Origin of the sequence: Vogesella sp. AC12 (genome assembly GCF_024437575.1) — a bacterium.
GTDB lineage: Bacteria > Pseudomonadota > Gammaproteobacteria > Burkholderiales > Chromobacteriaceae > Vogesella > Vogesella indigofera.
In genome coordinates this window covers 64,094-85,983 of record NZ_JANFNU010000001.1, presented here as the reverse complement: position 1 = coordinate 85,983, position 21,890 = coordinate 64,094, and the positions used below count along the sequence as shown (strand labels likewise).

24 protein-coding genes and 1 other RNA gene are annotated in these 21,890 nt (G+C 63.1%); 6 read left to right on the top strand and 19 right to left on the bottom strand.

Annotation, left to right across the window (positions count from 1 at the left end; all coding sequences use genetic code 11):
* Positions 1-10: 10 nt before the first annotated feature.
* From NOM55_RS00525 to NOM55_RS00505, 5 genes are all read right to left on the bottom strand, one after another.
* A complete protein-coding gene (locus tag NOM55_RS00525) occupies positions 11-658 on the bottom strand; it encodes a hypothetical protein (protein ID WP_255906966.1) in 648 nt (215 codons plus the stop codon).
* A gap of 79 nt (positions 659-737) precedes the next feature.
* The gene (gene lipA, locus NOM55_RS00520) at positions 738-1,685 is read right to left on the bottom strand and encodes a lipoyl synthase (RefSeq protein ID WP_047966472.1); all 948 of its coding nucleotides are present in this window, start codon (positions 1,683-1,685) and stop codon (positions 738-740) included.
* Complete coding sequence (gene lipB / locus NOM55_RS00515; protein ID WP_047966473.1) at positions 1,682-2,305, bottom strand: lipoyl(octanoyl) transferase LipB; 624 nt, start codon at positions 2,303-2,305, stop codon at positions 1,682-1,684. The genes lipA and lipB overlap by 4 nt, the downstream gene beginning before the upstream one ends.
* A gap of 3 nt (positions 2,306-2,308) precedes the next feature.
* Positions 2,309-2,578, bottom strand: coding sequence for a YbeD family protein (locus NOM55_RS00510; RefSeq protein WP_047966474.1), 270 nt, complete (start codon positions 2,576-2,578; stop codon positions 2,309-2,311).
* Positions 2,579-2,649: 71 nt separating this feature from the next.
* Positions 2,650-3,792 (bottom strand): D-alanyl-D-alanine carboxypeptidase family protein, encoded by a 1,143-nt coding sequence (locus tag NOM55_RS00505; RefSeq protein WP_255906965.1) that lies wholly within the window; start codon positions 3,790-3,792, stop codon positions 2,650-2,652.
* Positions 3,793-4,026: 234 nt separating this feature from the next.
* Here NOM55_RS00505 and ilvA point away from each other — a divergent pair, with 234 nt between their 5' ends.
* Complete coding sequence (gene ilvA, locus NOM55_RS00500; protein WP_120809555.1) at positions 4,027-5,556, top strand: threonine ammonia-lyase, biosynthetic; 1,530 nt, start codon at positions 4,027-4,029, stop codon at positions 5,554-5,556.
* A gap of 72 nt (positions 5,557-5,628) precedes the next feature.
* Complete coding sequence (locus NOM55_RS00495) at positions 5,629-6,279, top strand: HAD family hydrolase (RefSeq protein ID WP_255906964.1); 651 nt, start codon at positions 5,629-5,631, stop codon at positions 6,277-6,279.
* Positions 6,280-6,343: 64 nt separating this feature from the next.
* On the opposite strand, the gene NOM55_RS00490 is transcribed toward NOM55_RS00495, so the two are convergent.
* The gene (locus NOM55_RS00490; protein ID WP_255906963.1) at positions 6,344-6,514 is read right to left on the bottom strand and encodes a DUF3330 domain-containing protein; all 171 of its coding nucleotides are present in this window, start codon (positions 6,512-6,514) and stop codon (positions 6,344-6,346) included.
* 235 nt (positions 6,515-6,749) lie between these two features.
* Here NOM55_RS00490 and NOM55_RS00485 point away from each other — a divergent pair, with 235 nt between their 5' ends.
* The 3 genes from NOM55_RS00485 to ssrA all read left to right on the top strand — a co-directional run bounded on the left by NOM55_RS00485 (position 6,750) and on the right by ssrA (position 10,310).
* Positions 6,750-8,294 (top strand): FecR domain-containing protein, encoded by a 1,545-nt coding sequence (locus NOM55_RS00485; RefSeq protein WP_255906962.1) that lies wholly within the window; start codon positions 6,750-6,752, stop codon positions 8,292-8,294.
* 5 nt (positions 8,295-8,299) lie between these two features.
* Entirely contained in the window at positions 8,300-9,886 is a 1,587-nt protein-coding gene (locus tag NOM55_RS00480; RefSeq protein WP_255906961.1) for a CHASE2 domain-containing protein, read from the top strand.
* 59 nt (positions 9,887-9,945) lie between these two features.
* Positions 9,946-10,310, top strand: a transfer-messenger RNA (tmRNA) gene (gene ssrA / locus NOM55_RS00475).
* 315 nt (positions 10,311-10,625) lie between these two features.
* Here the strand turns inward: ssrA and NOM55_RS00470 are convergent.
* The 8 genes from NOM55_RS00470 to NOM55_RS00435 all read right to left on the bottom strand — a co-directional run bounded on the left by NOM55_RS00470 (position 10,626) and on the right by NOM55_RS00435 (position 15,671).
* Complete coding sequence (locus NOM55_RS00470) at positions 10,626-11,420, bottom strand: DNA adenine methylase (RefSeq protein ID WP_255907564.1); 795 nt, start codon at positions 11,418-11,420, stop codon at positions 10,626-10,628.
* Positions 11,410-11,580 (bottom strand): Com family DNA-binding transcriptional regulator, encoded by a 171-nt coding sequence (locus tag NOM55_RS00465; protein WP_255906960.1) that lies wholly within the window; start codon positions 11,578-11,580, stop codon positions 11,410-11,412. Before NOM55_RS00465 ends, NOM55_RS00470 begins: the two co-directional genes overlap by 11 nt.
* 146 nt (positions 11,581-11,726) lie before the next feature.
* Positions 11,727-12,035, bottom strand: coding sequence for a hypothetical protein (locus NOM55_RS00460; protein ID WP_255906959.1), 309 nt, complete (start codon positions 12,033-12,035; stop codon positions 11,727-11,729).
* Positions 12,020-12,577: a hypothetical protein gene (locus tag NOM55_RS00455; RefSeq protein ID WP_255906958.1), complete on the bottom strand. Its 558-nt coding sequence runs from the start codon at positions 12,575-12,577 to the stop codon at positions 12,020-12,022. Before NOM55_RS00455 ends, NOM55_RS00460 begins: the two co-directional genes overlap by 16 nt.
* 8 nt (positions 12,578-12,585) lie before the next feature.
* Positions 12,586-13,671, bottom strand: coding sequence for a hypothetical protein (locus tag NOM55_RS00450; RefSeq protein WP_255906957.1), 1,086 nt, complete (start codon positions 13,669-13,671; stop codon positions 12,586-12,588).
* Between the two features lie 10 nt (positions 13,672-13,681).
* Positions 13,682-14,254: a YmfQ family protein gene (locus NOM55_RS00445; protein ID WP_255906956.1), complete on the bottom strand. Its 573-nt coding sequence runs from the start codon at positions 14,252-14,254 to the stop codon at positions 13,682-13,684.
* Positions 14,251-15,324: a baseplate J/gp47 family protein gene (locus NOM55_RS00440; protein ID WP_255906952.1), complete on the bottom strand. Its 1,074-nt coding sequence runs from the start codon at positions 15,322-15,324 to the stop codon at positions 14,251-14,253. Before NOM55_RS00440 ends, NOM55_RS00445 begins: the two co-directional genes overlap by 4 nt.
* Positions 15,321-15,671, bottom strand: a complete 351-nt coding sequence (locus tag NOM55_RS00435; protein ID WP_255906950.1) for a phage GP46 family protein — start codon at positions 15,669-15,671, stop codon at positions 15,321-15,323. Before NOM55_RS00435 ends, NOM55_RS00440 begins: the two co-directional genes overlap by 4 nt.
* 241 nt (positions 15,672-15,912) lie before the next feature.
* Here NOM55_RS00435 and NOM55_RS00430 point away from each other — a divergent pair, with 241 nt between their 5' ends.
* Complete coding sequence (locus NOM55_RS00430; protein ID WP_255906948.1) at positions 15,913-16,773, top strand: hypothetical protein; 861 nt, start codon at positions 15,913-15,915, stop codon at positions 16,771-16,773.
* 32 nt (positions 16,774-16,805) lie between these two features.
* Here NOM55_RS00430 and NOM55_RS00425 read toward each other — a convergent pair whose 3' ends face one another.
* The 5 genes from NOM55_RS00425 to NOM55_RS00405 are packed head-to-tail and all read right to left on the bottom strand — an operon-like array spanning position 16,806 to position 21,869.
* Complete coding sequence (locus tag NOM55_RS00425; RefSeq protein WP_255906947.1) at positions 16,806-17,453, bottom strand: phage baseplate assembly protein V; 648 nt, start codon at positions 17,451-17,453, stop codon at positions 16,806-16,808.
* Positions 17,437-18,561 (bottom strand): phage baseplate assembly protein, encoded by a 1,125-nt coding sequence (locus NOM55_RS00420; protein ID WP_255906941.1) that lies wholly within the window; start codon positions 18,559-18,561, stop codon positions 17,437-17,439. The genes NOM55_RS00425 and NOM55_RS00420 overlap by 17 nt, the downstream gene beginning before the upstream one ends.
* A complete protein-coding gene (locus tag NOM55_RS00415) occupies positions 18,545-19,774 on the bottom strand; it encodes a DNA circularization protein (RefSeq protein ID WP_255906940.1) in 1,230 nt (409 codons plus the stop codon). Before NOM55_RS00415 ends, NOM55_RS00420 begins: the two co-directional genes overlap by 17 nt.
* Positions 19,774-21,744 carry a phage tail tape measure protein gene (locus tag NOM55_RS00410; RefSeq protein WP_255906939.1) on the bottom strand — a complete coding sequence of 657 codons (1,971 nt, stop codon included), beginning with the start codon at positions 21,742-21,744 and terminating at the stop codon, positions 19,774-19,776. Before NOM55_RS00410 ends, NOM55_RS00415 begins: the two co-directional genes overlap by 1 nt.
* Positions 21,741-21,869 carry a hypothetical protein gene (locus NOM55_RS00405; protein ID WP_255906937.1) on the bottom strand — a complete coding sequence of 43 codons (129 nt, stop codon included), beginning with the start codon at positions 21,867-21,869 and terminating at the stop codon, positions 21,741-21,743. Before NOM55_RS00405 ends, NOM55_RS00410 begins: the two co-directional genes overlap by 4 nt.
* Between the last annotated feature and the right edge of the window lie 21 nt (positions 21,870-21,890).

Here is a 21,890-nt window from a genome sequence, read left to right as displayed (position 1 = left end):
GTTGGCCGCATCAGCCGGCGCTGACGCGCAGGTCGCAACCGCCCTCCACCGCCACGTCGTGATAGCGCAGCAGCCCCGGCACATCGGCCGGCAGCGCCTCGTCCACCGGTTTGCCCTGCAGCAGCGCCAGTGCCGGCCGCACCACCGCCGCCAGCAACGCCTCGTTGCTATCCAGCGCCGCCAGCTGCAGCGTATAGGTCCACTCCGCACCGAAGTGGGACTCGCTCTCCTCCCACCACAGCAGGCGGTTGCCGCGGTTTTCCCACGGCTGCCACGCGCTGGCCGGGAAGCCGACAAAGGCGTCGTACTCAAAGGCAAACTCGCAGGCCCAGTGCGCCACGTGCAGCACCGCGCCCACCGGCGTGCCATCCTGTTGCAGCGGCACGCCGTCACCGGCAAGGCTGATCTGGTAATTGAGCCAGCCGCCGATGAATTCCTTCCTTTTCTTGTTGCGCACGATCAGCGGCAGGCTGCTGGCCAGTGCCACCCGCCCCAGTGCCGGCACTTGCTGCACGCTTTCCTCGACACTGCCAAGCTTGTGGCACAGCTTGGCCGCGCCGAGCACCTCGCCCAGCAGCGCATCCAGCTGCTGCTGCAGGGCCTTGGCGTGACGCCATTGTTCGTTACTGATGGCCGCGGGCTGGGCGTCATGGTTCATGCGATGGTGTCCTTGTGTTGCGGAATCAAAAACAACAACGGCGCCCACTGGCGCCGTTGTCGGAGTGTTGCGGCCAACCTTACACGCCGGCCTCGTGGGCCTGTACGTCAGCGTGATAGCTGGAACGCACCATGGCACCGACGGCGGCGTGCTTGAAACCCATTTCGTAGGCACGGGTTTCGTACTGCTTGAACACGTCCGGATGCACGTAGCGCAACACCGGCAGGTGACCGTCGGTCGGCTGCAGGTACTGGCCGATGGTAATCATGTCGATATCGTGGGCGCGCATGTCGGCCATCACTTCGTACACTTCTTCATCGGTTTCGCCGAGGCCGACCATGATGCCGGACTTGGTGCGCACTTCCGGATTGCGCGCCTTGTACTCTTTCAGCAGCGTCAGCGAGTGCTGGTAGTCGGAGCCGGGACGAGCCTGCTTGTACAGACGCGGTGCGGTTTCCAGGTTGTGGTTCATCACGTCCGGCGGCGTGGCACTGAGGATGTCCAGCGCGATGTCGAGACGGCCGCGGAAGTCCGGCACCAGCACCTCGATCTGGGTGCCAGGCGACTGCTTGCGCACTTCGCTGATGCAATCGGCAAAGTGCTGGGCACCGCCGTCGCGCAGGTCGTCGCGGTCAACCGAGGTCACCACCACGTAACGCAGCTTGAGCGCGGCCACGGTTTCGGCGAGGTGGATCGGTTCCTGCGCGTCCAGCGGGTTCGGACGGCCGTGACCGACGTCACAGAACGGGCAGCGGCGGGTACAGATGTCGCCCATGATCATGAAGGTGGCGGTACCCTTGCTGAAGCATTCGCCGATGTTCGGGCAGGTCGCCTCTTCACAGACGGTGTGCAGCTTCTGCTCGCGCAGGATCTGCTTGATCTCGTTGAAACGCTGGCCATTGGGCAGCTTGGCGCGAATCCACTCCGGCTTTTTGAGCTTTTCGTCGAGCGGCACGATCTTGATCGGAATGCGTGCCGTCTTGTCAGCGCCTTTGTGTTTTACGCCAACCTGGTTTTCCAGTTTCATGCTGTCTCCTTCATCACCGTCAGGTGTCGCTCCAGCTGCGGCAGCAGCCGTTCGGCGGCTTGCGCAACGGTCAGCGCAACGCCTTGTTCTTTGATTTGCGTGACCTTGAGGCCGGCATAGCCGCAAGGGTTGATCCACAGGAACGGCGTCAGGTCCATGTCCACGTTCAGGCTCAGCCCGTGGTAGACGGCACCGTTCTTGATGCGCAGGCCCAGCGACGCGATCTTCTCGCCACCGACATAGACCCCGGGGGCGTTGACATCGCCGTAGGCGGCAATGCCCAGCTCACCCAGCATGTCGATGATCGCCTGCTCGATGCGGCGCACCAGCTCGCGCACGCCGATGCCCATGCGCTTGAAATCGATCAGCAGGTAGACCACCAGCTGGCCGGGGCCGTGGTAGGTAACCTGGCCGCCACGATCGCACTTCACCACCTCGATGCTGCTGGGCATGATCAGGTGCTCCGGCTTGCCGGCCAGGCCCAGGGTGTACACCGGCGGGTGCTCGACACACCACAGCTCGTCCGGCGTTGCTTGCGTGCGGCTGTCGGTGAAGGCCTGCATGGCCTGCCAGGTCGGCGTGTAGTCGACCAGACCCAGCTGTTTGACGAGGCGGCTCATCACTTACAGCGCAAACTTGACGAGGGAATGGCTGGACAGCGCGCGGTAGATGTCGTCCAGCTGCTCGCGCGACATCGCGGTCACGGTAATGGTCAGCGACACGTAACGGCCGCTGGAGCTGTCACGCGCCACGATGTCGGTGATATCCAGATCCGGCGCGTGCAGGCGCACCACTTCGAAAATGGTGGGGTGGAAGTCCGGATGCTGCTCGCCCATCACCTTGATCGGGAAGCGGCACGGAAACTCCATCAACTCTTTCTGCTCTTCACTCATGGCTCTGTACTCGAATATTCCTGATGTTCAAGGTTGGCCGCAGTCAGGTGCGGCCAACCTTGCGTGGCCGCTTACCAGCCCAGCCACAACTTGAGGCTGTCCCACAGGCGGCTGAAGAAGCCACCCTCTTCCACCGCCTTCAAGGCCTGTACCGGGCGCTCCAGCAGTACCTTGCCGTCCAGCGACACGGTCAGCTTGCCGACTTCCTGGCCCTGCTTGATCGGCGCGATCACCGGCTGCAGCGTTTTCATTTCCGCCTTCAGGCGGCTGGTTGCGCCCTTGCTGACGGTGATGTGCACGTCGCGGTCAAAGCCGATGGCCAGCGTCGAGGCGGCGCCCTTGTATACCGGCAGCGTCGAGACGGTTTGTCCGGCAGTATACAATTTGGGCGTTTCGAAAAACTGCAAGCCGTAGTTGAGCAATTTCGAGCTTTCCACCGCGCGCGCTTCCGGGCTGGCGGTGCCGACCACGACCGACAGCACGCGGCGGCCGTCGCGGCGGCTGGAGGCGATCAGGTTGTAACCGGCGCCCTCGGTGTGACCGGTCTTCATGCCGTCCACGTTCGGGTCGCGATACAGCAGCAGGTTGCGGTTCGGCTGGGTGATGTTGTTATAGGTAAACGACTTGATCGAATAGGTCGGGTAGTACTGCGGGAAATCATGGATGATCGCCGCCGACAGCGTCGCCAGGTCGCGCACCGAGGTAAAGTGCTCGGGGTCCGGCAGGCCGGTGGAATTCTTGAAGTTGCTGGCCTTCATGCCCAGGCGCTTGGCCTCGGCCGTCATCATCTGCGCGAATACTTCTTCGCTGCCGGCAATGGCTTCGGCCAGCGTCACGCAGGCGTCGTTGCCGGACTGCACGATCATGCCCTTGATCAGGTTGTCGACCGTGACCGGCACTTTCGGGTCAAGGAACATGCGCGAGCCTTCCTGCTTCCAGCCCACCTGCGACACGGTCAGCGTCTGGTCCAGCGTCAGGCGTTTTTCCTTCAGCGCCTTGAAGGTGAGATAGGCCGTCATCAGCTTGGTCAGCGAGGCGGGTTCGACACGCATGTCCGGATCGCGGGCCGCGATGATCTGGCCACTCTGATAGTCCATCAGAAAATACGCTTTCCCCGCGATTTCCGGAACCGGCGGCACGAAAGCGGTACTGGCCTGGGCCAGCGTGGAGAGAGACAAGGCGGCTACAAGCAGTGCAGAGGTAATCTTTTTCATCAGAGGCAAAACACGATTAGGGTGGGTTCAAGGCAAAGCAGGCGGGGATTATACACCCAAGCCCGCGCTTCATTCGCGCCGCGACGCAGGTTTTTCTTTACAAAACAAGCCCGCGCGCCGCGCCGACCGCCGCCGCAATGCAGCAATCTTTGCCTTACGGCGCTTTTCGCTGGCACTTGGTTCCTGTTAATCTGGTGATTCACAAAAAAAGACATCATCCGGACACCGATCACCATGCCGCATCCCAAGGACTATCTAGAACGCATTCTTACCTCCAACGTCTACGACGTGGCCATCGAGAGCCCGCTGGACGTGGCGGCCAACCTCAGCCGCCGCACCGGCAACACCATTCTGCTCAAGCGCGAAGACTTGCAGCCGGTGTTCTCGTTCAAGCTGCGCGGCGCCTACAACAAGATGTCCAAGCTGACGCCGGAACAACTGGCCCGCGGCGTGATTACCGCCAGCGCCGGCAACCACGCGCAGGGCGTGGCGCTGTCGGCGCAGCGCATCGGCTGTGAAGCCACCATCGTGATGCCGGTCACCACCCCGCAGGTGAAGATCGACGGCGTCACCCGTCGCGGCGGCAAGGTGGTGCTGGCCGGCGAATCGTTCAGCGACGCCTACCAGCACACCATGAAACTGGTGGCCGAAAACGGCATGACCTACATCCCGCCGTTTGACGACCCGGACGTGATCGCCGGTCAGGGCACCATCGGCATGGAAATCCTGCGCCAGCACCCCGGCCCGATCGACGCGGTGTTCGTCGCCATCGGCGGCGGCGGCCTCGCCGCCGGCGTCGCCAGCTACATCAAGCGGCTGAAGCCGGAAATCAAGATCATCGGCGTACAGCCGGTCGATTCCGATGCCATGAAGCAGTCGATCGAGGCCGGCCACCGCGTCGAGCTGAAGGATGTCGGTCTGTTCGCCGATGGCGTGGCGGTGAAGCTGGTGGGTGAGGAAACCTTCCGCATCTGCCGCGAGCTGCTGGACGAGATCATGCTGGTCGATACCGACGCCATCTGCGCCGCGATCAAGGACATCTTCGAGGACACCCGCTCCATCACCGAACCGGCCGGCGCGCTGGCGGTGGCGGCGGTCAAGACCTACATCGAGCGCGAAGGCTGCAGCGGCAAGACCTTTGTCGCCATCAACTGCGGCGCCAACATGAACTTCGACCGCCTGCGCCACGTGTCGGAGCGCTCCGAGCTGGGCGAGCGCCGCGAGGCGGTGATCGCGGTCACCATCCCGGAGAAGCCGGGCAGCTTCAAGAAGTTCTGCAGCGTGGTCGGCAACCGCAACATCACCGAATTCAACTACCGCTTTGCCGATCCGAGCATCGCCCACGTGTTTGTCGGGGTGCAGATCAGCGGCAAGGAAGACGTTGCCCGCATCGTGGCCGACCTGCAAGCCAACGAGCTGGACGGGCTGGACCTGACCGACAACGAACTGGCCAAGCTGCACATCCGCCACCTGGTCGGCGGCCACGCGCCGCAGCTGAAGGACGAGCGCGTGTTCCGCTTCGAGTTCCCGGAGCGTCCGGGCGCGCTGATGCGCTTCCTGGAGGCGATGCACACCAACTGGAACATCAGCCTGTTCCACTACCGCAACCACGGCGCCGACTACGCCCGCGTGCTGGTCGGCATCCAGGTGCCAAGCGAGGACAATGCCGCGTTCCAGCAATTCCTCGACAGCCTCGGCTACCCGTGCGTGGAAGAAACCAACAACCCGGCGTACAAGCTGTTCCTCGGCAAGACCGTCCGCTGAACCGCCCCGCCCGCTTGCGGCCAACCTTGGGACAAGGTTGGCCGCAAGCCATTACCGGAGACTGCAGCAATCATGATCAAGGCCGTACTGTTTGACCTTGACGGCACCCTCGCCGACACCGCCCGCGACCTGGGCGCCGCCCTCAACCGCCTGCTGGCCGAAGAAGGCCTGCCGCCGCAGCCGTACGCGGCGGTGCGCCCGATCGCCAGCCACGGCGCACGCGGCCTGGTCAGCCTCGGCTTCGGCATCGACAAGACCCACCCGCGCTTCGAGGAATACCGGCTGCGCTTCCTTGACCTGTACGAACACAGCTTTGCCGACGAAACGGTGCTGTTTGACGACATCAACGCGCTGCTGCGCGAGATCGACGCCCGCGGCCTGAAGTGGGGCATCGTCACCAACAAGCCCATGCGCTTTACCGACCGGCTGGTGCCGGCGCTGCCGTTTGCAGTGCCACCGGCGGTGGTGGTCAGCGGCGACACCGTCGGCGTCGCCAAGCCGGATCCGGCACCGATGCTGCACGCGGCCCAGCAAATCGACATCGCACCGGAGCACTGCCTGTATGTCGGCGATGCCGAGCGCGATATCCAGGCCGGCCGTGCGGTCGGCATGAAAACGGTGCTGGTCAACTGGGGCTATATCGCCGACAGCGACGACACCGACAGCTGGCAGGCCGACATCACCATCGACCGGCCACTGGCACTGCTGCCTCACCTGGCCTGACATAACAAGGTTGGCCGCAACGCCCTTCGACATTGCGGCCAACCTTTTGCCACCTCCAAATACCTCAGCCGGGCAATTCCACCACCGGAGGCGACTCGCCCGGCACTTCATGCTGGTGCCAGCGCACATAGCAGTTCAGGCCACAGTAATGCGCCACATAGTCGGTTACCTCGCACTCGCCACTATCGGGCGGCAGGCTGTCGAGACAGACGCTGCACTCCAACACGGTATCCATGACACACTCCCTGCAATCAACAACCCTGTTTTAACGCTAGGCCAACCGGCGCACCAAGGGAAATCAATTATCACAATGCCGTCAATAGGTTAGCAGTACATCACCAAGCAGCAATACCGCACGGCAGCTTTCCCCCCTTGGCCAGCAAGCAGCGCGGCACGCCGCGATATCCACCACGGCACGCTTCAAGCTCTTATAATGCCAAGTTGATAAAAACAGCCTGCCGACCACACCCATGCGTTCTCTACCGATCCTGCTGCCACTCTTGCTGTGCCTCCCCCATCTGGCCCAGGCTGCCGACACCGATGAATGGCGCTATACCGTGCAGCGTGGCGACACGCTGTGGAGCATCGCCCGTCAGCACCTGCGCTCGATTGCCCACGTCCCGGCGCTGCAGCAGAAAAACGCCATCCGCGATCCTTATGTCCTGACGCCCGGCAGCGTGGTGCGCATCCCGACGCAGTGGATGCGGCAACACACCGGCAAGGCCACGGTGACCGACCTGATCGGCAGCGCCAGCCTCGGCAACGGCAAGCAGCAAACGGCACTGGTCAACGGCAACAGCTATCCGCTGCAGGCCGGCCACATCATCAGCACCGGCCCCAACAGCCTGCTGAAGCTGCTGCTGGAAGATGGCAGTCTGGTCAGCATCGGCGCCAATGCCCGCTTCACCATCCAGCAGGCGGTGCACTACCCGAGCACCGGCGCCAACGCCACGTGGCTGAATATCGAACGCGGCAGCGTCGACAACCATGTCAGCAAGAACCCGCTGATGCCCAATCGCCACACCATCCAGACACCGAGCGCGATTACCGCAGTGCGCGGCACCGTCTTCCGCGTCAATGTCGACGACGACAGCCGCTCCGCCACCGAGGTGAGCGAGGGCCAGGTGGAGGTCAGCGCCGCCGGCTACAGCGAACAGATCGGCGGCGGCTTCGGCAGCGTCACCCGTCGCGGCGAGGTACCGGGCAAGAGCACGGCGCTACCGCCTCCACCAGAGCTGGGCCAGCTGGGCGGCACACAGGCGTTTTCACCCGCCATCCTGCAGTGGCCGCCGGTAGCCGGCATCAGCCGCTACCCCGTGCAATTGCTGCTCACCGCCCCGGAACGCCGCATCGTCGGTGACACGACGGCCGCCAGCAATCACAGCTATCCGGCGCTGGACAACGGCGAGTACCGGCTGCTGGCGCGCAGCGAGCTGGACAACGGTCTGCAAGGCCGCGTTGCCAGCCAGAGTTTCAGTGTGCACGCCTTCCCGACCCCGCCGCTGGTCGTCAGCCCTGCCCCCGACGCCCGCCTGCGCGGCCTTGACGTGCGTTTTGTGGTCAGCGGCGATGCCGGCAGCCGCTACCGGCTACGGCTGGCGCGGGACGCGGCGTTCAGCCAGCCACAGCTGCATGACTTCTCGCGGCAGGACAATCGCCTCACCTTGCCGGACGGCGGCCACTGGTTCTGGCAGATCGCCCGCCTGGACGCCAGCCAGCAGCCCGGCCCCTACAGCCAGACCTACCAGCTGCAGGCCGGCACCGGCTGGTGGCGGGCCAGCCACTATCGCGGCACCACGCTCAGCGCCCGCCCCTACCCGCTGGCCAACGCCCGTTACCAGCTGCGACTGACCCAGCTTGATCAATCGCAGCCAGCGCTACAACTGGATGGCGACACCCCGCGCTGGCAGCTGGCGGAGCGCCTGTTCCCCGGCCGCTACCGGGTCAGCTATCGCGTCACCACCCCCGATGGCTATCTGGCACAAGAGCCGGATGACATCTTGCTGCTAGACTGAACAGCATGCGCCCCCACACTCCCAAGCGCCTGCCCGCCTTCATCCTGCCGGCACTGGTGCTGCTGGTCAGCCTGCTGCCCAACCGCCTCGACCTCTGGTTTCAGGACCGGCTCGGGCAGCTGCTGGCGCAAGCGGCCAGCGACGACATCGTCATCGTGGCCATCGACGAGAAAAGCCTGGCCGAGCTGGGGCGCTGGCCGTGGCCGCGCGAACTGCTGGCCGGCGCCATCGACAAACTGGGCAATGCCCGGGCCGTCGGCCTCGATCTGGTGCTGGCCGAACCGTCGGCCAACCCCGAATCCGATCAGGCGCTGGCCGACGCCCTGCGCCGCAACGGCAAGGTGTTCCTGCCCGCCGTCCCCGAGGTCAGCAACAATCAGCTGGTGGAAACCCTGCCGCTGCGGATGTTTGCCGATGCCGCCAAGGGCATCGGCATGATGGATTACCCGCTGGACCAGGACGGTCTGATCCGCCGCACCTATCTCGCCAGCGGCCTGGGCCAGCCACGCTGGCCGGCGTTTACCGCCCTGCTGGCCGGCCTGCCGCCCCCGGTCATGGCGCTGGACACACCGGTTCTCAACAATCGCTGGCAGCGCCGCGACGAGCGCCTGCTGCCGCATCTGGACGGCGAGCTCGGTTTTCCTAGCCTCTCCTTTGTCGACATCCTCAACCACAACGGCAACATCGAGGCGCTGGCCGGCAAGACCGTACTCATCGGTGCCACCGCCTCCGGCCTCGGCGACAGCCACCTGACACCGATGCAGGCCGACTGGCCGGCAACCAGCGGCGTCGTCATCAACGCCGCCACCACCCAAGCGCTGCAAAGCCAGAGCCTGGTCCGCCCGCTGGACGCCGCCTACCTGCCGCCGCTGCTGCTCGGGCTGACACTGCTGTGGCAATGCCTGCTGCGACGGCGCTACCGCGAAAAAAGCATCCATGCGGTCGCCATCTACAGTGCCGCCCTGCTGGCAGGCGCCGTATTGCTGCTGCAACTGCAGCAGCTGTATCTGCCGCTGGCCTCGCTGATCACGCTGCTCATGCTGGCCACGGTGACCGACTACTTCCTGCAGCAGAGCCACTTCAAGCGCCTCGCCCTCACCGACAAGCTGACCGGCCTCGCCAACCGCCACCACTTTGACGATCGCTTCATCTTCACCCTGCAACAGGCACAACTGACACGCAAACCGCTGGCCCTGCTCATCATCGATGTCGACTACTTCAAGCGCTACAACGACCACTACGGCCACGCCGCCGGTGACGACGTGCTGAAAAAGATCGCCACCGTCGTCGAAAAAGCCGTCCGCAACAGCCATGACCTCGCCGCGCGCATCGGTGGCGAGGAGTTCGCCATCCTGCTGCCCGGCGCCACTCCCGAGCAGGCACTGGACATTGCCGCCACCCTGCGCCAGCAACTGCTGCTGCTGCAGATCCCTCACCAGCAAAGCCCGGTTGGCCGCGCCTCGTGCAGCATCGGCGTGCTGTCGCAAGTACCGCAGGCCGACGACACCATGCGCAGCCTGTTCGAAAAGGCCGACAAGGCACTGTACGCCGCCAAGCACAACGGCCGCGACCGCGCCGAAATCGCGAATTGAATCAAGCCACTGCTAGCGCGTGGCTATACCTTCAGGTATACTGAAATTCTTCAGACTGTGGGGGCGACCTGGTTTCGACGGGGGTTGCGAAGCAGAAGAGGGCATACCGGGATCTCAGACTTCCCGTAAAACACTGAATTTATTTAGTCGCAAACGACGAAAACTACGCTCTAGCAGCCTAACGGCCGGCTAGACACTACAACGGTTCGCAGATGGGCCGGGGGCGTCAAAACCCTGTAGTGTCACTTTACATCTGCTAGTGTTGTGTCGGGTTACTTGGCACAATGCGAACCAAAAGGTAACTCGCCAAAGCTCAGCCTGTCCGTCGGCGTAGTGGAGGTTAAATCCAAATGACACGACTAAGTATGTAGAACTCTCTGTGTAGGATTTCCGGACGCGGGTTCGATTCCCGCCGCCTCCACCACCAACACCAAGTCAAATCAATGACTTAGCAAAAATAGCCCACCTCGTGTGGGCTATTTTTTTGGGCTTTTTAAGGCCGTTTGGTCAGCTTTTTGGTCAGCTTTTTTTAGCAACCATCTATAACTTCGCGTTATTTTTGGCAAAGGCAACCACCCTGCTCCACCACATAATTTGCGCTTGTTTTGACTGTAACTTCGCGATATTTTTGGCACAGTTTTGCGCGATTTTTGTCACAGACAACCACCCTGCCCCACTGCATAATTTGCGCTTGTTTTGGCACAAACCCGGCACCATCGCCGGGCTTTGCCATTGACCGTTAGAACAGCCCGCCCATTACCGCCGGCTCCCAGTTCGTGATCACCAGCTCCCTGCTGGTTTGCGGTGTGCCCTGGGCATTGCCGGTGCTGTACTTGATGTCCAGTCCTTCCATCCAGAAGTTTTTGAACGCCTCGCGAATGTCAGGGTGGTCGTTGATGCTGACCATCATCTTACCCTTGCACGTCCGCATCGCCTCGGCCAGCTGCAGATACTGGTCGAACTCGAACGGCACGCCGTAGCCTTCGGTCTGCCAGTACGGGGGATCGGCGTAGAAGAAGGTGTGCGCGCGGTCGTAGCGCTTCAGGCAGTCCTGCCACGACAGCCGCTCGATGTTGGTACCCGACAGCCGCAGGTGCGCGGCGCTTAGGTTTTCTTCGATCCGGCACAAGTTGAACATCGGCGCAGTGGTGGCGGTGCCGTAGTGCTGGCCGTCGACCTTGCCGCCGAAGGCATGGTGCTGCAGATAGAAAAACCGCGCCGCGCGCTGGATGTCGGTCAGCGTCTCCGGGCGGGTCATCTGCTGCCACTTGAACACCTCGCGGCTGCTCAGTGCCCATTTGAACTGGCGCACGAACTCTTCCAGGTGGTGCTGCACCACACGGTAGAGGTTGACCAGCTCGCCGTTGACGTCGTTGAGCACCTCCACCGGCGCCGGCACCTGACGCAGGAAATACAGCGCGGCGCCGCCGGAAAACAGCTCCACGTAGCACTCGTGCGGCGGGAACAGCGGGAATAACTTGTCAGCCAGGCGGCGCTTGCCGCCGAGCCAAGGAATGATCGGACTACTGCCCATCATGGTCTCCTGGTCGTGGCACTCGGCGGTGCTCGGAGGGGAGGCTCTCGGCCTTCAGGTGGTTCATCGTGCCGCAACGCGGGCACTTGATGGTGAGGGTGATGTACTGGCCTTCAGCCAGTTTGCGGCGGCACTCGCCGCAGCGGATGTCATTTTTCATCTGCAAGTGTCAAAAAAACCGCTAAACTTGCCGCGCTTTCAGCGCTGAAGGCGGCAGCCTTGGGTTGACTTGCAGGCCTGAACTGCGGGTCAGCTGTTCGGGAGGGTGCTCCAACACCCTCCCGTTCGCTGTCTCTCTCTAATTCATCAGGATGCGGGCTTGCCCTCGTCCTGTTCGATACTGTCCCGGCAATGGCCAGGGTCCACCACGTCCAGCAGCTTGCACAGCAGGCAGTAACGCCACACGCCACGTTGCGCGCCTTTTCCTGCCCGTGAGCTGATGGTTTCGTCCTCGCTACCGCCGATGGCAGCATTCAGTGTCTGGTCGGCACCGACGAATACGCGCACGGCACGGCGGCTACCTACTAACAGCTGCAGCAGGGACATCACAAGCGCCAGCAGCATCGCCACCAGCGCAGCCAGCCACAAGCCAGCCAGGATCAGGCGGCGGGCCATTGAATGGCCTCCATTTGCTCGACTGCATCCTGTGCCAGCAGGTCGACCGCCATCAACGCATCCTCCAGAGCTTGCCGCTGGCCAATAATCTGGCCACTGGCTACTGCATACGCCAGCACCTTGGCACGCACCCGTGCGGCCAGTTCAAGAACAGGCAAACCACGCACTGCGGCGATTTCTGACAATAGTGGTGTAGAGGCAAATTGATCCACTTCCAACGCCTCCGCTTCGCGTGTCTGCTGTGGCCAGCTGGCCACTTCACCATCTGGGTAAGCAGTCGACAAGGTGGAGAGCGCCACCGATGCCATCGCATTGATCTCAACCAGCCGCAATGCGCGTAGCGCCTCTGGCAGGGGTGGTGGTAATGCCGACAGCTGTGGTTGTCCTTGGCTGTCCTGCGTGATCAGCTGACCGGATGGTATCGGTGTCAATGCCAGCTGGGCATAGAGCGGCTCAGCGATCTCGACCGCTCCTTCTGGGATCTGATGAAAATCGTCACGATAAAATCCCTGTGGGACTGCAGTGAAAAAATAACGTGGCATGTGCTCTCCTATTTGCCAAATGCCCACCACTTGGCTGCAATGGTTTGGGAGGTTGAGGTGGCCAGGTTTCGGCGTTCAAGGCTAAAGCCTGTTACTGTCGGCTCAGCCGTTCCAATCCCTGTAACGGCTTGAATAGAGCTCAGCTGCGGTGTCGTCCCCACATGCAGGCATAAACTGGGGAACGCAATAGGAAAGGTGACGGCCGTGGATATGGCTGAAGAGACAGCAACGACTTGCCCGACTACCGTCCCCCATTGCAGCACCCATCCACCCAGCCAGATCGGTACAGCGATGTAACCGTTAACAGTAAATGAAGCCGCAAAGCCGAGCCGGAGCTTTTTCGGCGTAACTGGTACCGTATCATCATCCCCGGCATCCATCTGTGCTTGGGTTGCCGGGGTGATGCCATAAGCCGTCAATGAGCTGGGATTATTGGAAAAAGTACGTTCAACCGACGTATAGCCAGCAGGTACTTCCCCTGCCGTTCCGACAGGCAGGAGCGACCAGCCAAGTAGATCAATTCCCACCACATCCAATGCCACATTGGCAACGGTAGTTGCGAACATCACTTCCAGAAATGCCTGATTTCCGGCATAGGTGGTGTGATACACGATACGGGCTGCAGTAATTCCAGATGCATTGAAGCGACCATACTCTTGCTGCCGGAGCGATACAGAACCGTCTGCACCATAGTGGCAGCCCGCAGTCAGACGTACCGCCCCGTGACAGCTTGCAGCAGTCCAGCGGATAGCAAACTCTCCCGAGTTGCGCTCAATACCCACCACGGACTGCGCGATCCGATACCACGCGCCAGTAGCGACCGATACAGAGCCGCTACTGCTGATACGCTTGAGCGCATCACCAATCCCCCAACCTGACAGGGTTGTTGGCCGGGCATCATCGTTTCCCCAAATCAGCTTCTTAATCGCCTTTGCAAGCTGATCGAACTTAGAGGGGTCAGCGACATGACCGGCCGCTGTCAGTACCCCCATCAGTTCCTTATTCCAGGATTCAAAATCCGCTGCATCCAGCTGGGTGCCGTCCTGGTAGTTGTTCTCAGGCGTCCCGTTCGTCCATTCTTTTAGCGGCCTCATACCCATCCCTTCATTCGTAGTAAAACAGGCAGCGGGTATCTGCCGGCTTCAGGTCGTTAAACAGTGCTTCGATGATCGGATCGGAGACCATGGTCAGGCGCTCGCCACAGCGCGAGCTGCCACAACGGGCATGCCAGATCCGCACCGGCTGGCCGCTGACGTGTACCGTCCACAGCCATTGCGTATCTGGGTGGCGCAGGCGCATGCCGCACCAGGTGTTACCCAGCACGCGGGCGCCTTGCTCCTCGATGTCGATCCGGTAGCCGAGGCCGGCGGCGATACGGGTGAAGTACGGGATGGACAGCCCGCCTGTTTCGCGCAGGCGGGACAGGATGCGCGCCACGCGCGAGGCATAAGGCGCACCGAACTCTGGCTCGATTGCGAGGTTGCGCTCCCACAGCGTCAGTTGGTCGCCGGCCGAGATCGGCGACAGCGCGCCGACCAATGCCGCAAAGCTGCCCGCCAGATCGTCCAGCACCTTGCCTGCCGCCTGGGCACGCAGGCCCACACGCTGCCCGTTCGGGTCGTAGGCGACCGGCGGCAGCAGGCGCAGCAGCAGCTGGGCGTGGCGGCTGCTGGTCATGGCATCAACTCCACGGTGACCACGCCCAGGGTCAGCCACTCCACCACGTTGGCGTCGACGGTGGCCGCGACGTTGCCGGCCGGCGTAATCACCTCGCGGTCGGACACGCCGGCCAGCGTGGAAATGATGGTTTCAATGCTGGACTTGATCGCGGTTTCGCCAGGGATCAGCCGTCCGAAGTAGACCTGCAGCGCGGAGGCAATAGCGGCGGCCACCTGCTCGCGGGTGTAGCCGGCCAACAGCTTGAGGCGGACGTGGATGGCCACCGGATGCAGGGTCGGCGCCAGCACCAGGTAGTTCTTGCCGGTGACGTTGCGCTGCTCGGCGAGGTACAGCCGCACCGCCTCGATCAGCTCGGCCGACGGCAAGGCGCCGTCGGCGGCGAGGATCACCACGTCCACCGAGCCCAGGCCGCGCCGGGTCGGAAAACACCAGGCTTGCTCCACGCCCGGCACCTGCTTGGCCCAGCGTGGCCAGTCGTACTTGTTGCCGCCAGCCGGCGGGCGGCGGATCAGCTCCAGATAGCGCGCACGCAGCGAGGCGATGGTCTCCTGCGGCTGGCCACCGTCCATGCCCTCCAGCGTGGCTTTCAGCTGGAAGCCCTCCGGCGCCACCTGCAGGGTGATCGCCGTGCCATCGGCGGCATTGCCCTCGCTACCCGCCATCAGTGCAACCGCAGCCGGCCGCGCCACGCCATCCACGTCGGCGACGGCCTCGGCCGTGGTGCGATAACTGCTGCCGTCGCCACGCAGGCCGATGATGCCAACCGGTACCGTGGCGCCGGCCAGCCCCTGCAGCACCATGTAGCCCTGCGCCGAGGTCGCCGGTTTCAGGGTCAAGCCACGATCCCGCGCATACAGCAGCAGGATGTCGTCGTCGCAGTCCTCGGCGGACAGCTGGCGACGCAGCCACGCCTGGTACGAATAGGCACCTTCCACCACGCTGCCAACGGCACTGGCGTGCTGGTAGTTATCGGAGTCGGGCGTGATGTGCTGGCTGCTGTCGTTGCTGCTCAGCTCACGCAGGTAGTCTTCACGGATGACGGGCAAAGTCTTGAGGGTAAACGTCATGACACGGGCACCCAGGTGTTGAGCGGCACCGCGTTACCGTTGGCATCGGTCAGCTCACCCTCGACGACGATAAAGCCACGGTCCCGGCGGACGGCAGCGACCTGCAGCACCAATGCGCGGCGATCATCCAGAATCGGCTGCAGCGCCTCGCGCACGTAGGCCTCGCCCAGCTGCCGCACCCGCGCCACATCCTTCTCGCGGGACAACAGGTGCAGGCGTGAGCCGAAGGTCTTGTCGTGCCACAGGCTGCCAAGCGGCGTGGTCAGGCGCAGGTAGACGGCGTTTTCCAGGCTGGTGACCTGAGTGCCGTCGTAGTCGCGGGTTTGGGGAGAGATGAAAGCGTCCATGCCCGGAATTGTCCGGGCATGGTGGGGGGAGAGATCAGCTGATGGGTGTCAGTGGAGCAAGTGTGAAGGGGTTGACCTAACTTGAATCGTTCGGAATAATGTTTGAACGCTCTGGGCAGGAGCGTCCCGTCCGGCGATAGCAAAGCTGCAACAGCACTGCCTTCTAAACTTAATTCTCATGTTTTTCTTTTTGCCAGTTACATTGGCTGCCGGGCGACTATGTGTATGGCAGGAGATAGGCATGACGAATCAAAATGAATCCCCTCTTGCGCGCCACTTACAGTGCGAAGCACGTAAAATTAACAAAGAACGCCCCCATCTTAGCCACACAGAAGCCCTGAATCATGCCGCAAAAGAAGCCGGCTATGAAAACTGGCGTCACTTTAAAAATGTGGATGATGCATCTATCTCGCTGCAAAACACATTACCAGCTTTCAAAACAACAATTTCTTGTCCATGGAGAGATTCTGTAAACAGATCATTCTGCCATGAGTCTATTAACCTTGTTTTGCCATGTCGTTTAGCTGAAACACTCCCTAAGCCAGAACTTTTCCGACGCCTTTTCGGAGATGCAAGCGTTGATTTGCAAAATAATGCGATGAAGCTACCTGGACTTTACAGCTATGGAGACGACACTCCTGTAACTCAGCAACGGCTTACCAGAGAGCGAGTATCACAAGCAGCACGCTACCTGATGTTTATGGCTACAACAGGGCTAACTCTTTCAAAAGCCTGGGAAGCACCGATGGCTGGCTACTTCAAAACAAGGAGTCGTCGCGATCGAAATCCATGTTTTGACCATACAAAAGTTTGGCGTGATAGTGATGGCCGCTATCTGATCACCACCGAACCATATGGACCAAGACTATCCAAGGAGTGGGATGATTTGATCCAACTGTCAACTGAGTGCGGTTACACAGTTGTCCGTACCAGTTGGTCGGGCATGCACAACCCACACGAAAACGAACGAGAAGGCACTCGGCTGATAATAATTTCGAATATCAAGAATGGTGTAAAAATTGATGCTTTGCTTCAAATAATAAACCAGTTACCTAATCAGCACTTACCAGACAACTGGCAAGGGACGTCGACAAAGTTCTAAGAAAAACCGGCTCAATCTCTGAGCCGGTTTTTTTATATAGGTCCGCTCGTCACCCCGCCTGAATCCCCGTTGTGCCGGTGGCCATGCAGGCTCGTCCCGCTGGCCACCACATCCCCGTTAGTCGTGTAGTTGCCATTCGTCTGGCTAACGTCACCCGTAAACGATGCTCCATCCCCGCCGCTGATGGCCATGCCGCCGTTACCGGTCAGCTTGCCCTGGGCGGTGACCTGCTCGCTGGCCTGCAGCAACGGCGTGTCAAAGCTAGCCCCTTCGCTGGCTTGCACGCTGTAACTCTTGCAGCTCACCTCGTAACGATCACAGTCCACAGCCACCACACGCCCCTGCTTGATGTGGACGTGGGCACCTTCGGCCGAATAGATGGCAGTTTCACCCGACTTCAGACTCTTCATGCGCAGGCTGCCGTGCTCGGTCGCGATCACGATGGAGTGCGAGGTCTTGCCGCCGACCGGCACGGCCACCGCCATGGTGCCGGGTGGCGGGCAGCTGGTGAGGCCAAAGTGCTGGAACAGCTCGATGCCGTCCTGGCCTTCGCTGGGCAGTCCCCTCAGTTGCACCAGCATCACTGGGCCGTCGGTGCTGGCCAGCGTGATCACGCCCCGGTACACCTGGCGCACCCGTGCCGCCGCAGCGGCAATGCGGCGATCAATATCTTTCCACATCGACAATCTCTCCTGGCCCGGTGGCCTTCTTCTTGCGGCCCTTGCGCTTGCCGCCGCGCTTGTCCTGCGGAATGGCGAACACCTGCCACACGCCGTCCTCCTTCAGCGTCAGCTGCGTGTGTCGTGCCTGGCCACGGCCGCCGAGCAGCTTGCGCTGCACCAGGAAGAACACGCCATGGACGCCCTTGGTTTCCCACTGCAGCACCACCCGCTGGCCGGGCTTCCACAGCTGGCCGCCCTCGGTGCGGTGCCCCGGCACCTCGACCTGCAGTGTCAACCCGTTCAGCCGGCTGTCGGCCTGCAGCTTGCGGGCGTAGTTGTTGGCCATCTCGGCATTGTCGGCATCGCCACAGGTCACGATACGGGGCCGGTACAGGCTGACGCCCCGGTCGCGCACCTTGGCCTTGATGGCGTGCTGGCCCTCGGCCTGGCCGGTGCCGTGCCCCTGCGCCAGCACGGTGATCTCGCTGGCGCGGTCGGCCATGCTGCGGGTACGGCTGATGCTGATTACGTTGTTCTTGTCCGGCTGGCTGCGCGACAGGATCAGCGTCGCCACCGGCGGCCGAGTGTAGTCCGGGCCACCGACCACCAGCGTGCCGTCCGGCTCCAGCCACGGCCACAGCCCGGCCACCTCGGCAGCTTCACGCACCGCGTCCCAGGCGCTGACGCCGGGGTCGATGGCGACGCGGTCGTGGCGCTGCATGTGCTCGGCCTCGATGCGGTAGCGCTTGATGCCCAGCGGCAGCGCCGCCTGCTTGATGATGTTTTCCAGGGTGACCTGGTTGGCGGCAAAGATCGGCGCCGAGCAGTCCAGCAGCTGGCCAACCAGGTCGCGCCCGGTGAGGCTGACCGACAGGTTCTCGCGGCTGTCGGTCTCCACGATGTCGTCGATGAAGCCGACCATCACCCGTTCGCGGCCAACGTGCACCTCCATCGGCGCGCCCTCCTGCACCGAGTCGGGCAGCGCCTCGCCGCCGGTGAACAGCTCGAACGTCCAGCCGTCGGCGGCCTTCATCAGATCGGAGTCGATGTCGTAGCGGCTCCAGTTGCTGTGGAGCTTGCCGCCGACCACCAGCGACACCGCCTCGTTATCAGCGCGCGTAGGCATGCAGTACCTCGCCGGCGGTAATGAAGTTGGGGTTGCGCACCTGCGGATTGAGGCGTGCCAATTCCGCCGCACGGCTGCTGTCGCCATACCACCAGTGCGCGACCAGGTGCAGGTTGCCGCTGGCTTCCACCTCGCGGCGGATCAGCGGCGGCCGGCTGTTGATTACCGCCACGGCGGCCACCAGCAGGTTGTGGGCGGTGGCCTTGAGCGCCTCCACGGCCGGCACCGACTCTTCCAGCGGATACAGCTCGCGATAGGCGTCGATGGTGGCCTGCAGCTCTTCGCGGGCGCTGTTGACCAGGCTTTCGATCTGCAGCGGCGACAGGCTGGCGGTTTCCGCCTCGTCCTGCAGCACGCCGGCCGTCACCGTGGCCAGCTCGGTGGCCACCAGTGCCTGCACCACGGCGGTGGTTTTGGCCACGTCCGCCGGGTACGGGCGGTTGATCAGATCCGCCGCCACACCGCTGTCGGCGCTCTTGGCCGGCAGTTTGACGATTTCGCCGAAGCTGCTGCGCAAGGCGCTGAATTCGCCGCTGCTGCCGGACACCCAGCGCAGGTCGACCAGTCCGCTCAGCACGCTGGCCAGATCGGCGGCAAAGTCCTGCGGCACGCTGATCAGCTGGCTGACGGTATTAGTGACCATGCCGGCCAGGCCGCGCGCGTCATTCATCACCGACAGCAGCGAATTCTTCCAGGCATTGATGCGGGCGAAGCTACCCTGCAGGCCAGCGACGTAGGCGAATGCGGCGGCAAAGTTGCTGATGGCCAGTCCACGCGCGGCATCGGCAAGGTTGGCCGCACCGGCGGCCTTGGCGGCCGGCAGCTCGCGTTCGAACAGAGACTGCCGCGCGCCACCCACCACTACCGTCAGCCGCATGCTGCAGCCGTCTACCAGCTCGGTGCTGTGCTCTTCGCTCCACTCGTTGATGTGGCACTCGGCCAGCGGCCCGTACACCGGGTGCACGAACTCGCCGGCGCCACCCTCGTCGACCGCCTGCAGGAACGCCTTCAGACGGGTCTCGTAGTCGTCGCCCCAGAAGATGGCATTGACGCTGAAGCTCTTGCCGCGCCCTCCGGTGTCGGTGATCTGCTCGCCGTTCTGGTAGGGAATGCCGGTGCGTGCCAGATCGCGGCCGCCGCTCGCGGACACCGACTGGATGTCGAAGCGGACGCCCTTGTAGCTGGCGTCCAGCAGGTTGTCTTGCCATGCCATCAGTTACGCCTCCCGGCAGTGGTGTTCTGGGTGTTCACGGTCTCGGTCAGCACGCGACCATCCAGCTGGACGACGGTGCGCGACTCCAGCTTGATCGGCTGCTGCGCCAGCTGAGTGAGTGCTGTGGTCTGCTTATTCAGGCCGTCGAGCAAGCCCTTCTCCTTGTCGCCGTTCAGCTTCTCGTACAGCCAGCTGCCGAGCGACATCTCGCGGCCACCGTTGGCCTTGGTCAGCCCCTGGCTGATCTTGCCGTTCAGCCAGCTGCCGAACTCCCAGCCGGCCACGCCAGCCCCCGCCACCAGACCGGCCGGGGCGGCACGCATCAGCAAGGAACCAGCACCACGCAGCAACGGGCCGGCCTTGCTGGCCGCACCCGCCAGCTTGCCGCCACCACCGGTCAGCAGGTTGCCGGCACCGGCGGCGACGGTCGCGGCGGCCAGCACGTTCATGGCGGTGGTGGTGGTAACGATGGCCTGGGTCAGGCCGGGATAGGTCTGCGCGTATTCGGCCAGCTTGGCGGCGACATCGCCGACCGCCTCGGACGCCTTGGCAAAGCTGTCGACCTCGGCGAAGTCCTTCTCGTTGAGCGCGCTCTGCACCTTGGCGCCGGCACCTTCGGCGATGAAGGCATAGTCGTCCTCACCGGTACCCTTGGCGTTCTGCAGCTGGCCATGCACGTTCTTCACGTAGTCGCGGTTGTTCATGTAGCCGACCAGCGCCATCAGTGCCTGGCGATCCTGCACCATCTTGCCGACCGAGCTGCCCTGCAGCAGGTCACCGATGGATTCCAGCATCACCTTGCGCTCATCACCCTTGGCCTTCTCCAGCTGCTTCTGCAGCTTCTGGTAGTCGGCGTTCTTGCCCACCACCTTGTCGACGATACCGACAAAGGCATCCAGCCCGTTGATGCCTTTTTCCCTGGCCTTGACCAGCGAGCCGGTCAGGTTGATACCCAGCTTCCTGGCATCCGTGGCCGTGTCCTGGCTGCTGATTTTGGCCAGCAGGTTGACCAGGTTGTTGCCGGCCTCGTCCTTGCTGCCGGCGGTGACGGCCGATGCCTGGTTGGCCGCCAGCAAGGTATCCAGCCCGGCCATGCCGGACAGGCCCGCCGACTTGGCCGCCGCCATCTGCTGCGGTAGCCACTTGGCCATGTCCTTCAGTTCGAAACCGCCGGCCTTGCCAGCCTTGATCGCCTTGTCCAGCGCCAGCGGGATCTGCTCGTCGGACAGGCCGAAGGTCTGCTTGGCGCGGATGGCGATGGCGGCCAAGTCCGGGGCGCCGGCACCACTGGCGGTGGAGTACTTCTGCAGCGTGGGCAGCAGCTTGACCGCGCTGGCGGGCTTCATCGCGCCAGAGGCCAGCAAGCTATCCAGCGTCTCGGCGGCTCCTTCCTTGTTGCCACCGCCTTCGCGCACCGCCTTGCGGATGGCCGCGTCCAGATCGCGCATACCCGCCCGACGGCCGGCGCGGCTCTGGTCACCGTAAGCGGTGTTGGCCATGTAACGCAGGCGGGTGTCGTAGTCCATCACCCGGCTGACCGGCTGCGCCGCCACGTAGCCGGCACCGACCATGGCACCACCGGCGGTGGCCCAGCCATTGACCACGCGGCCGCCCATCTGCATCGCACGCTGGGCGCGGGAGGCGCCTTCCATCTCGCGGCGCAGCGCGGTGACCTTGCCGCGCATGGCATCCAGCGCGCGGCCCTGCTCGCTGGAGGACGCAAAGCCGGCACGCGCCAGCCGGTTGTAGGCGGCCTCGGTCTGCTTGATCTCGCGCTGGATGGCGGCGTTGGAGCGTACCTCCAGCACCTCGCGGGCACGGGCCGATGCCCCCATCCGCCGCGAGGCATCCTCTACCGCCCGCGCGCCGGTACGCGACTCCTGCTCCACGGTGCGGAAGGCACTGCGTACCACCTGGCTGATCTGGTTGGTGGCGCGGAGGGTAAGGGACAGGTCTAGGTTGCGGCTCATGCGGGTGCCCTGGGCTGGCGACGGGAGACAAAGGTTTCGCTGACGACGTGTTCGCCGGGTCTGGCTTTAGCGCTGGTTTTGACACCGAGGGCGGCCAGCCAGCCGGCGATCTCCGGCTCGGTCATGGCCGACACCTGGGCGGCGGT

Excerpts from the sequence above, each read along its gene's own strand:
- NOM55_RS00430 (WP_255906948.1), top strand. The coding sequence starts at position 15,913 with ATGACGAATCAAAATGAATCCCCTCTTGCGCGCCACTTACAGTGCGAA.
- lipA (WP_047966472.1), bottom strand. The coding sequence starts at position 1,685 with ATGAAACTGGAAAACCAGGTTGGCGTAAAACACAAAGGCGCTGACAAG.
- NOM55_RS00425 (WP_255906947.1), bottom strand. The coding sequence starts at position 17,453 with ATGTGGAAAGATATTGATCGCCGCATTGCCGCTGCGGCGGCACGGGTG.
- NOM55_RS00485 (WP_255906962.1), top strand. The coding sequence starts at position 6,750 with ATGCGTTCTCTACCGATCCTGCTGCCACTCTTGCTGTGCCTCCCCCAT.
- NOM55_RS00490 (WP_255906963.1), bottom strand. The coding sequence starts at position 6,514 with ATGGATACCGTGTTGGAGTGCAGCGTCTGTCTCGACAGCCTGCCGCCC.
- NOM55_RS00480 (WP_255906961.1), top strand. The coding sequence starts at position 8,300 with ATGCGCCCCCACACTCCCAAGCGCCTGCCCGCCTTCATCCTGCCGGCA.
- NOM55_RS00435 (WP_255906950.1), bottom strand. The coding sequence starts at position 15,671 with ATGGACGCTTTCATCTCTCCCCAAACCCGCGACTACGACGGCACTCAG.
- NOM55_RS00470 (WP_255907564.1), bottom strand. The coding sequence starts at position 11,420 with ATGGGCAGTAGTCCGATCATTCCTTGGCTCGGCGGCAAGCGCCGCCTG.
- NOM55_RS00440 (WP_255906952.1), bottom strand. The coding sequence starts at position 15,324 with ATGACGTTTACCCTCAAGACTTTGCCCGTCATCCGTGAAGACTACCTG.
- NOM55_RS00455 (WP_255906958.1), bottom strand. The coding sequence starts at position 12,577 with ATGCCACGTTATTTTTTCACTGCAGTCCCACAGGGATTTTATCGTGAC.
- lipB (WP_047966473.1), bottom strand. The coding sequence starts at position 2,305 with ATGAGCCGCCTCGTCAAACAGCTGGGTCTGGTCGACTACACGCCGACC.
- NOM55_RS00420 (WP_255906941.1), bottom strand. The coding sequence starts at position 18,561 with ATGCCTACGCGCGCTGATAACGAGGCGGTGTCGCTGGTGGTCGGCGGC.
- NOM55_RS00495 (WP_255906964.1), top strand. The coding sequence starts at position 5,629 with ATGATCAAGGCCGTACTGTTTGACCTTGACGGCACCCTCGCCGACACC.
- NOM55_RS00465 (WP_255906960.1), bottom strand. The coding sequence starts at position 11,580 with ATGAAAAATGACATCCGCTGCGGCGAGTGCCGCCGCAAACTGGCTGAA.
- ilvA (WP_120809555.1), top strand. The coding sequence starts at position 4,027 with ATGCCGCATCCCAAGGACTATCTAGAACGCATTCTTACCTCCAACGTC.
- NOM55_RS00460 (WP_255906959.1), bottom strand. The coding sequence starts at position 12,035 with ATGGCCCGCCGCCTGATCCTGGCTGGCTTGTGGCTGGCTGCGCTGGTG.
- NOM55_RS00525 (WP_255906966.1), bottom strand. The coding sequence starts at position 658 with ATGAACCATGACGCCCAGCCCGCGGCCATCAGTAACGAACAATGGCGT.
- NOM55_RS00415 (WP_255906940.1), bottom strand. The coding sequence starts at position 19,774 with ATGGCATGGCAAGACAACCTGCTGGACGCCAGCTACAAGGGCGTCCGC.
- NOM55_RS00445 (WP_255906956.1), bottom strand. The coding sequence starts at position 14,254 with ATGACCAGCAGCCGCCACGCCCAGCTGCTGCTGCGCCTGCTGCCGCCG.
- NOM55_RS00510 (WP_047966474.1), bottom strand. The coding sequence starts at position 2,578 with ATGAGTGAAGAGCAGAAAGAGTTGATGGAGTTTCCGTGCCGCTTCCCG.
- NOM55_RS00505 (WP_255906965.1), bottom strand. The coding sequence starts at position 3,792 with ATGAAAAAGATTACCTCTGCACTGCTTGTAGCCGCCTTGTCTCTCTCC.
- NOM55_RS00405 (WP_255906937.1), bottom strand. The coding sequence starts at position 21,869 with ATGACCGAGCCGGAGATCGCCGGCTGGCTGGCCGCCCTCGGTGTCAAA.
- NOM55_RS00450 (WP_255906957.1), bottom strand. The coding sequence starts at position 13,671 with ATGAGGCCGCTAAAAGAATGGACGAACGGGACGCCTGAGAACAACTAC.
- NOM55_RS00410 (WP_255906939.1), bottom strand. The coding sequence starts at position 21,744 with ATGAGCCGCAACCTAGACCTGTCCCTTACCCTCCGCGCCACCAACCAG.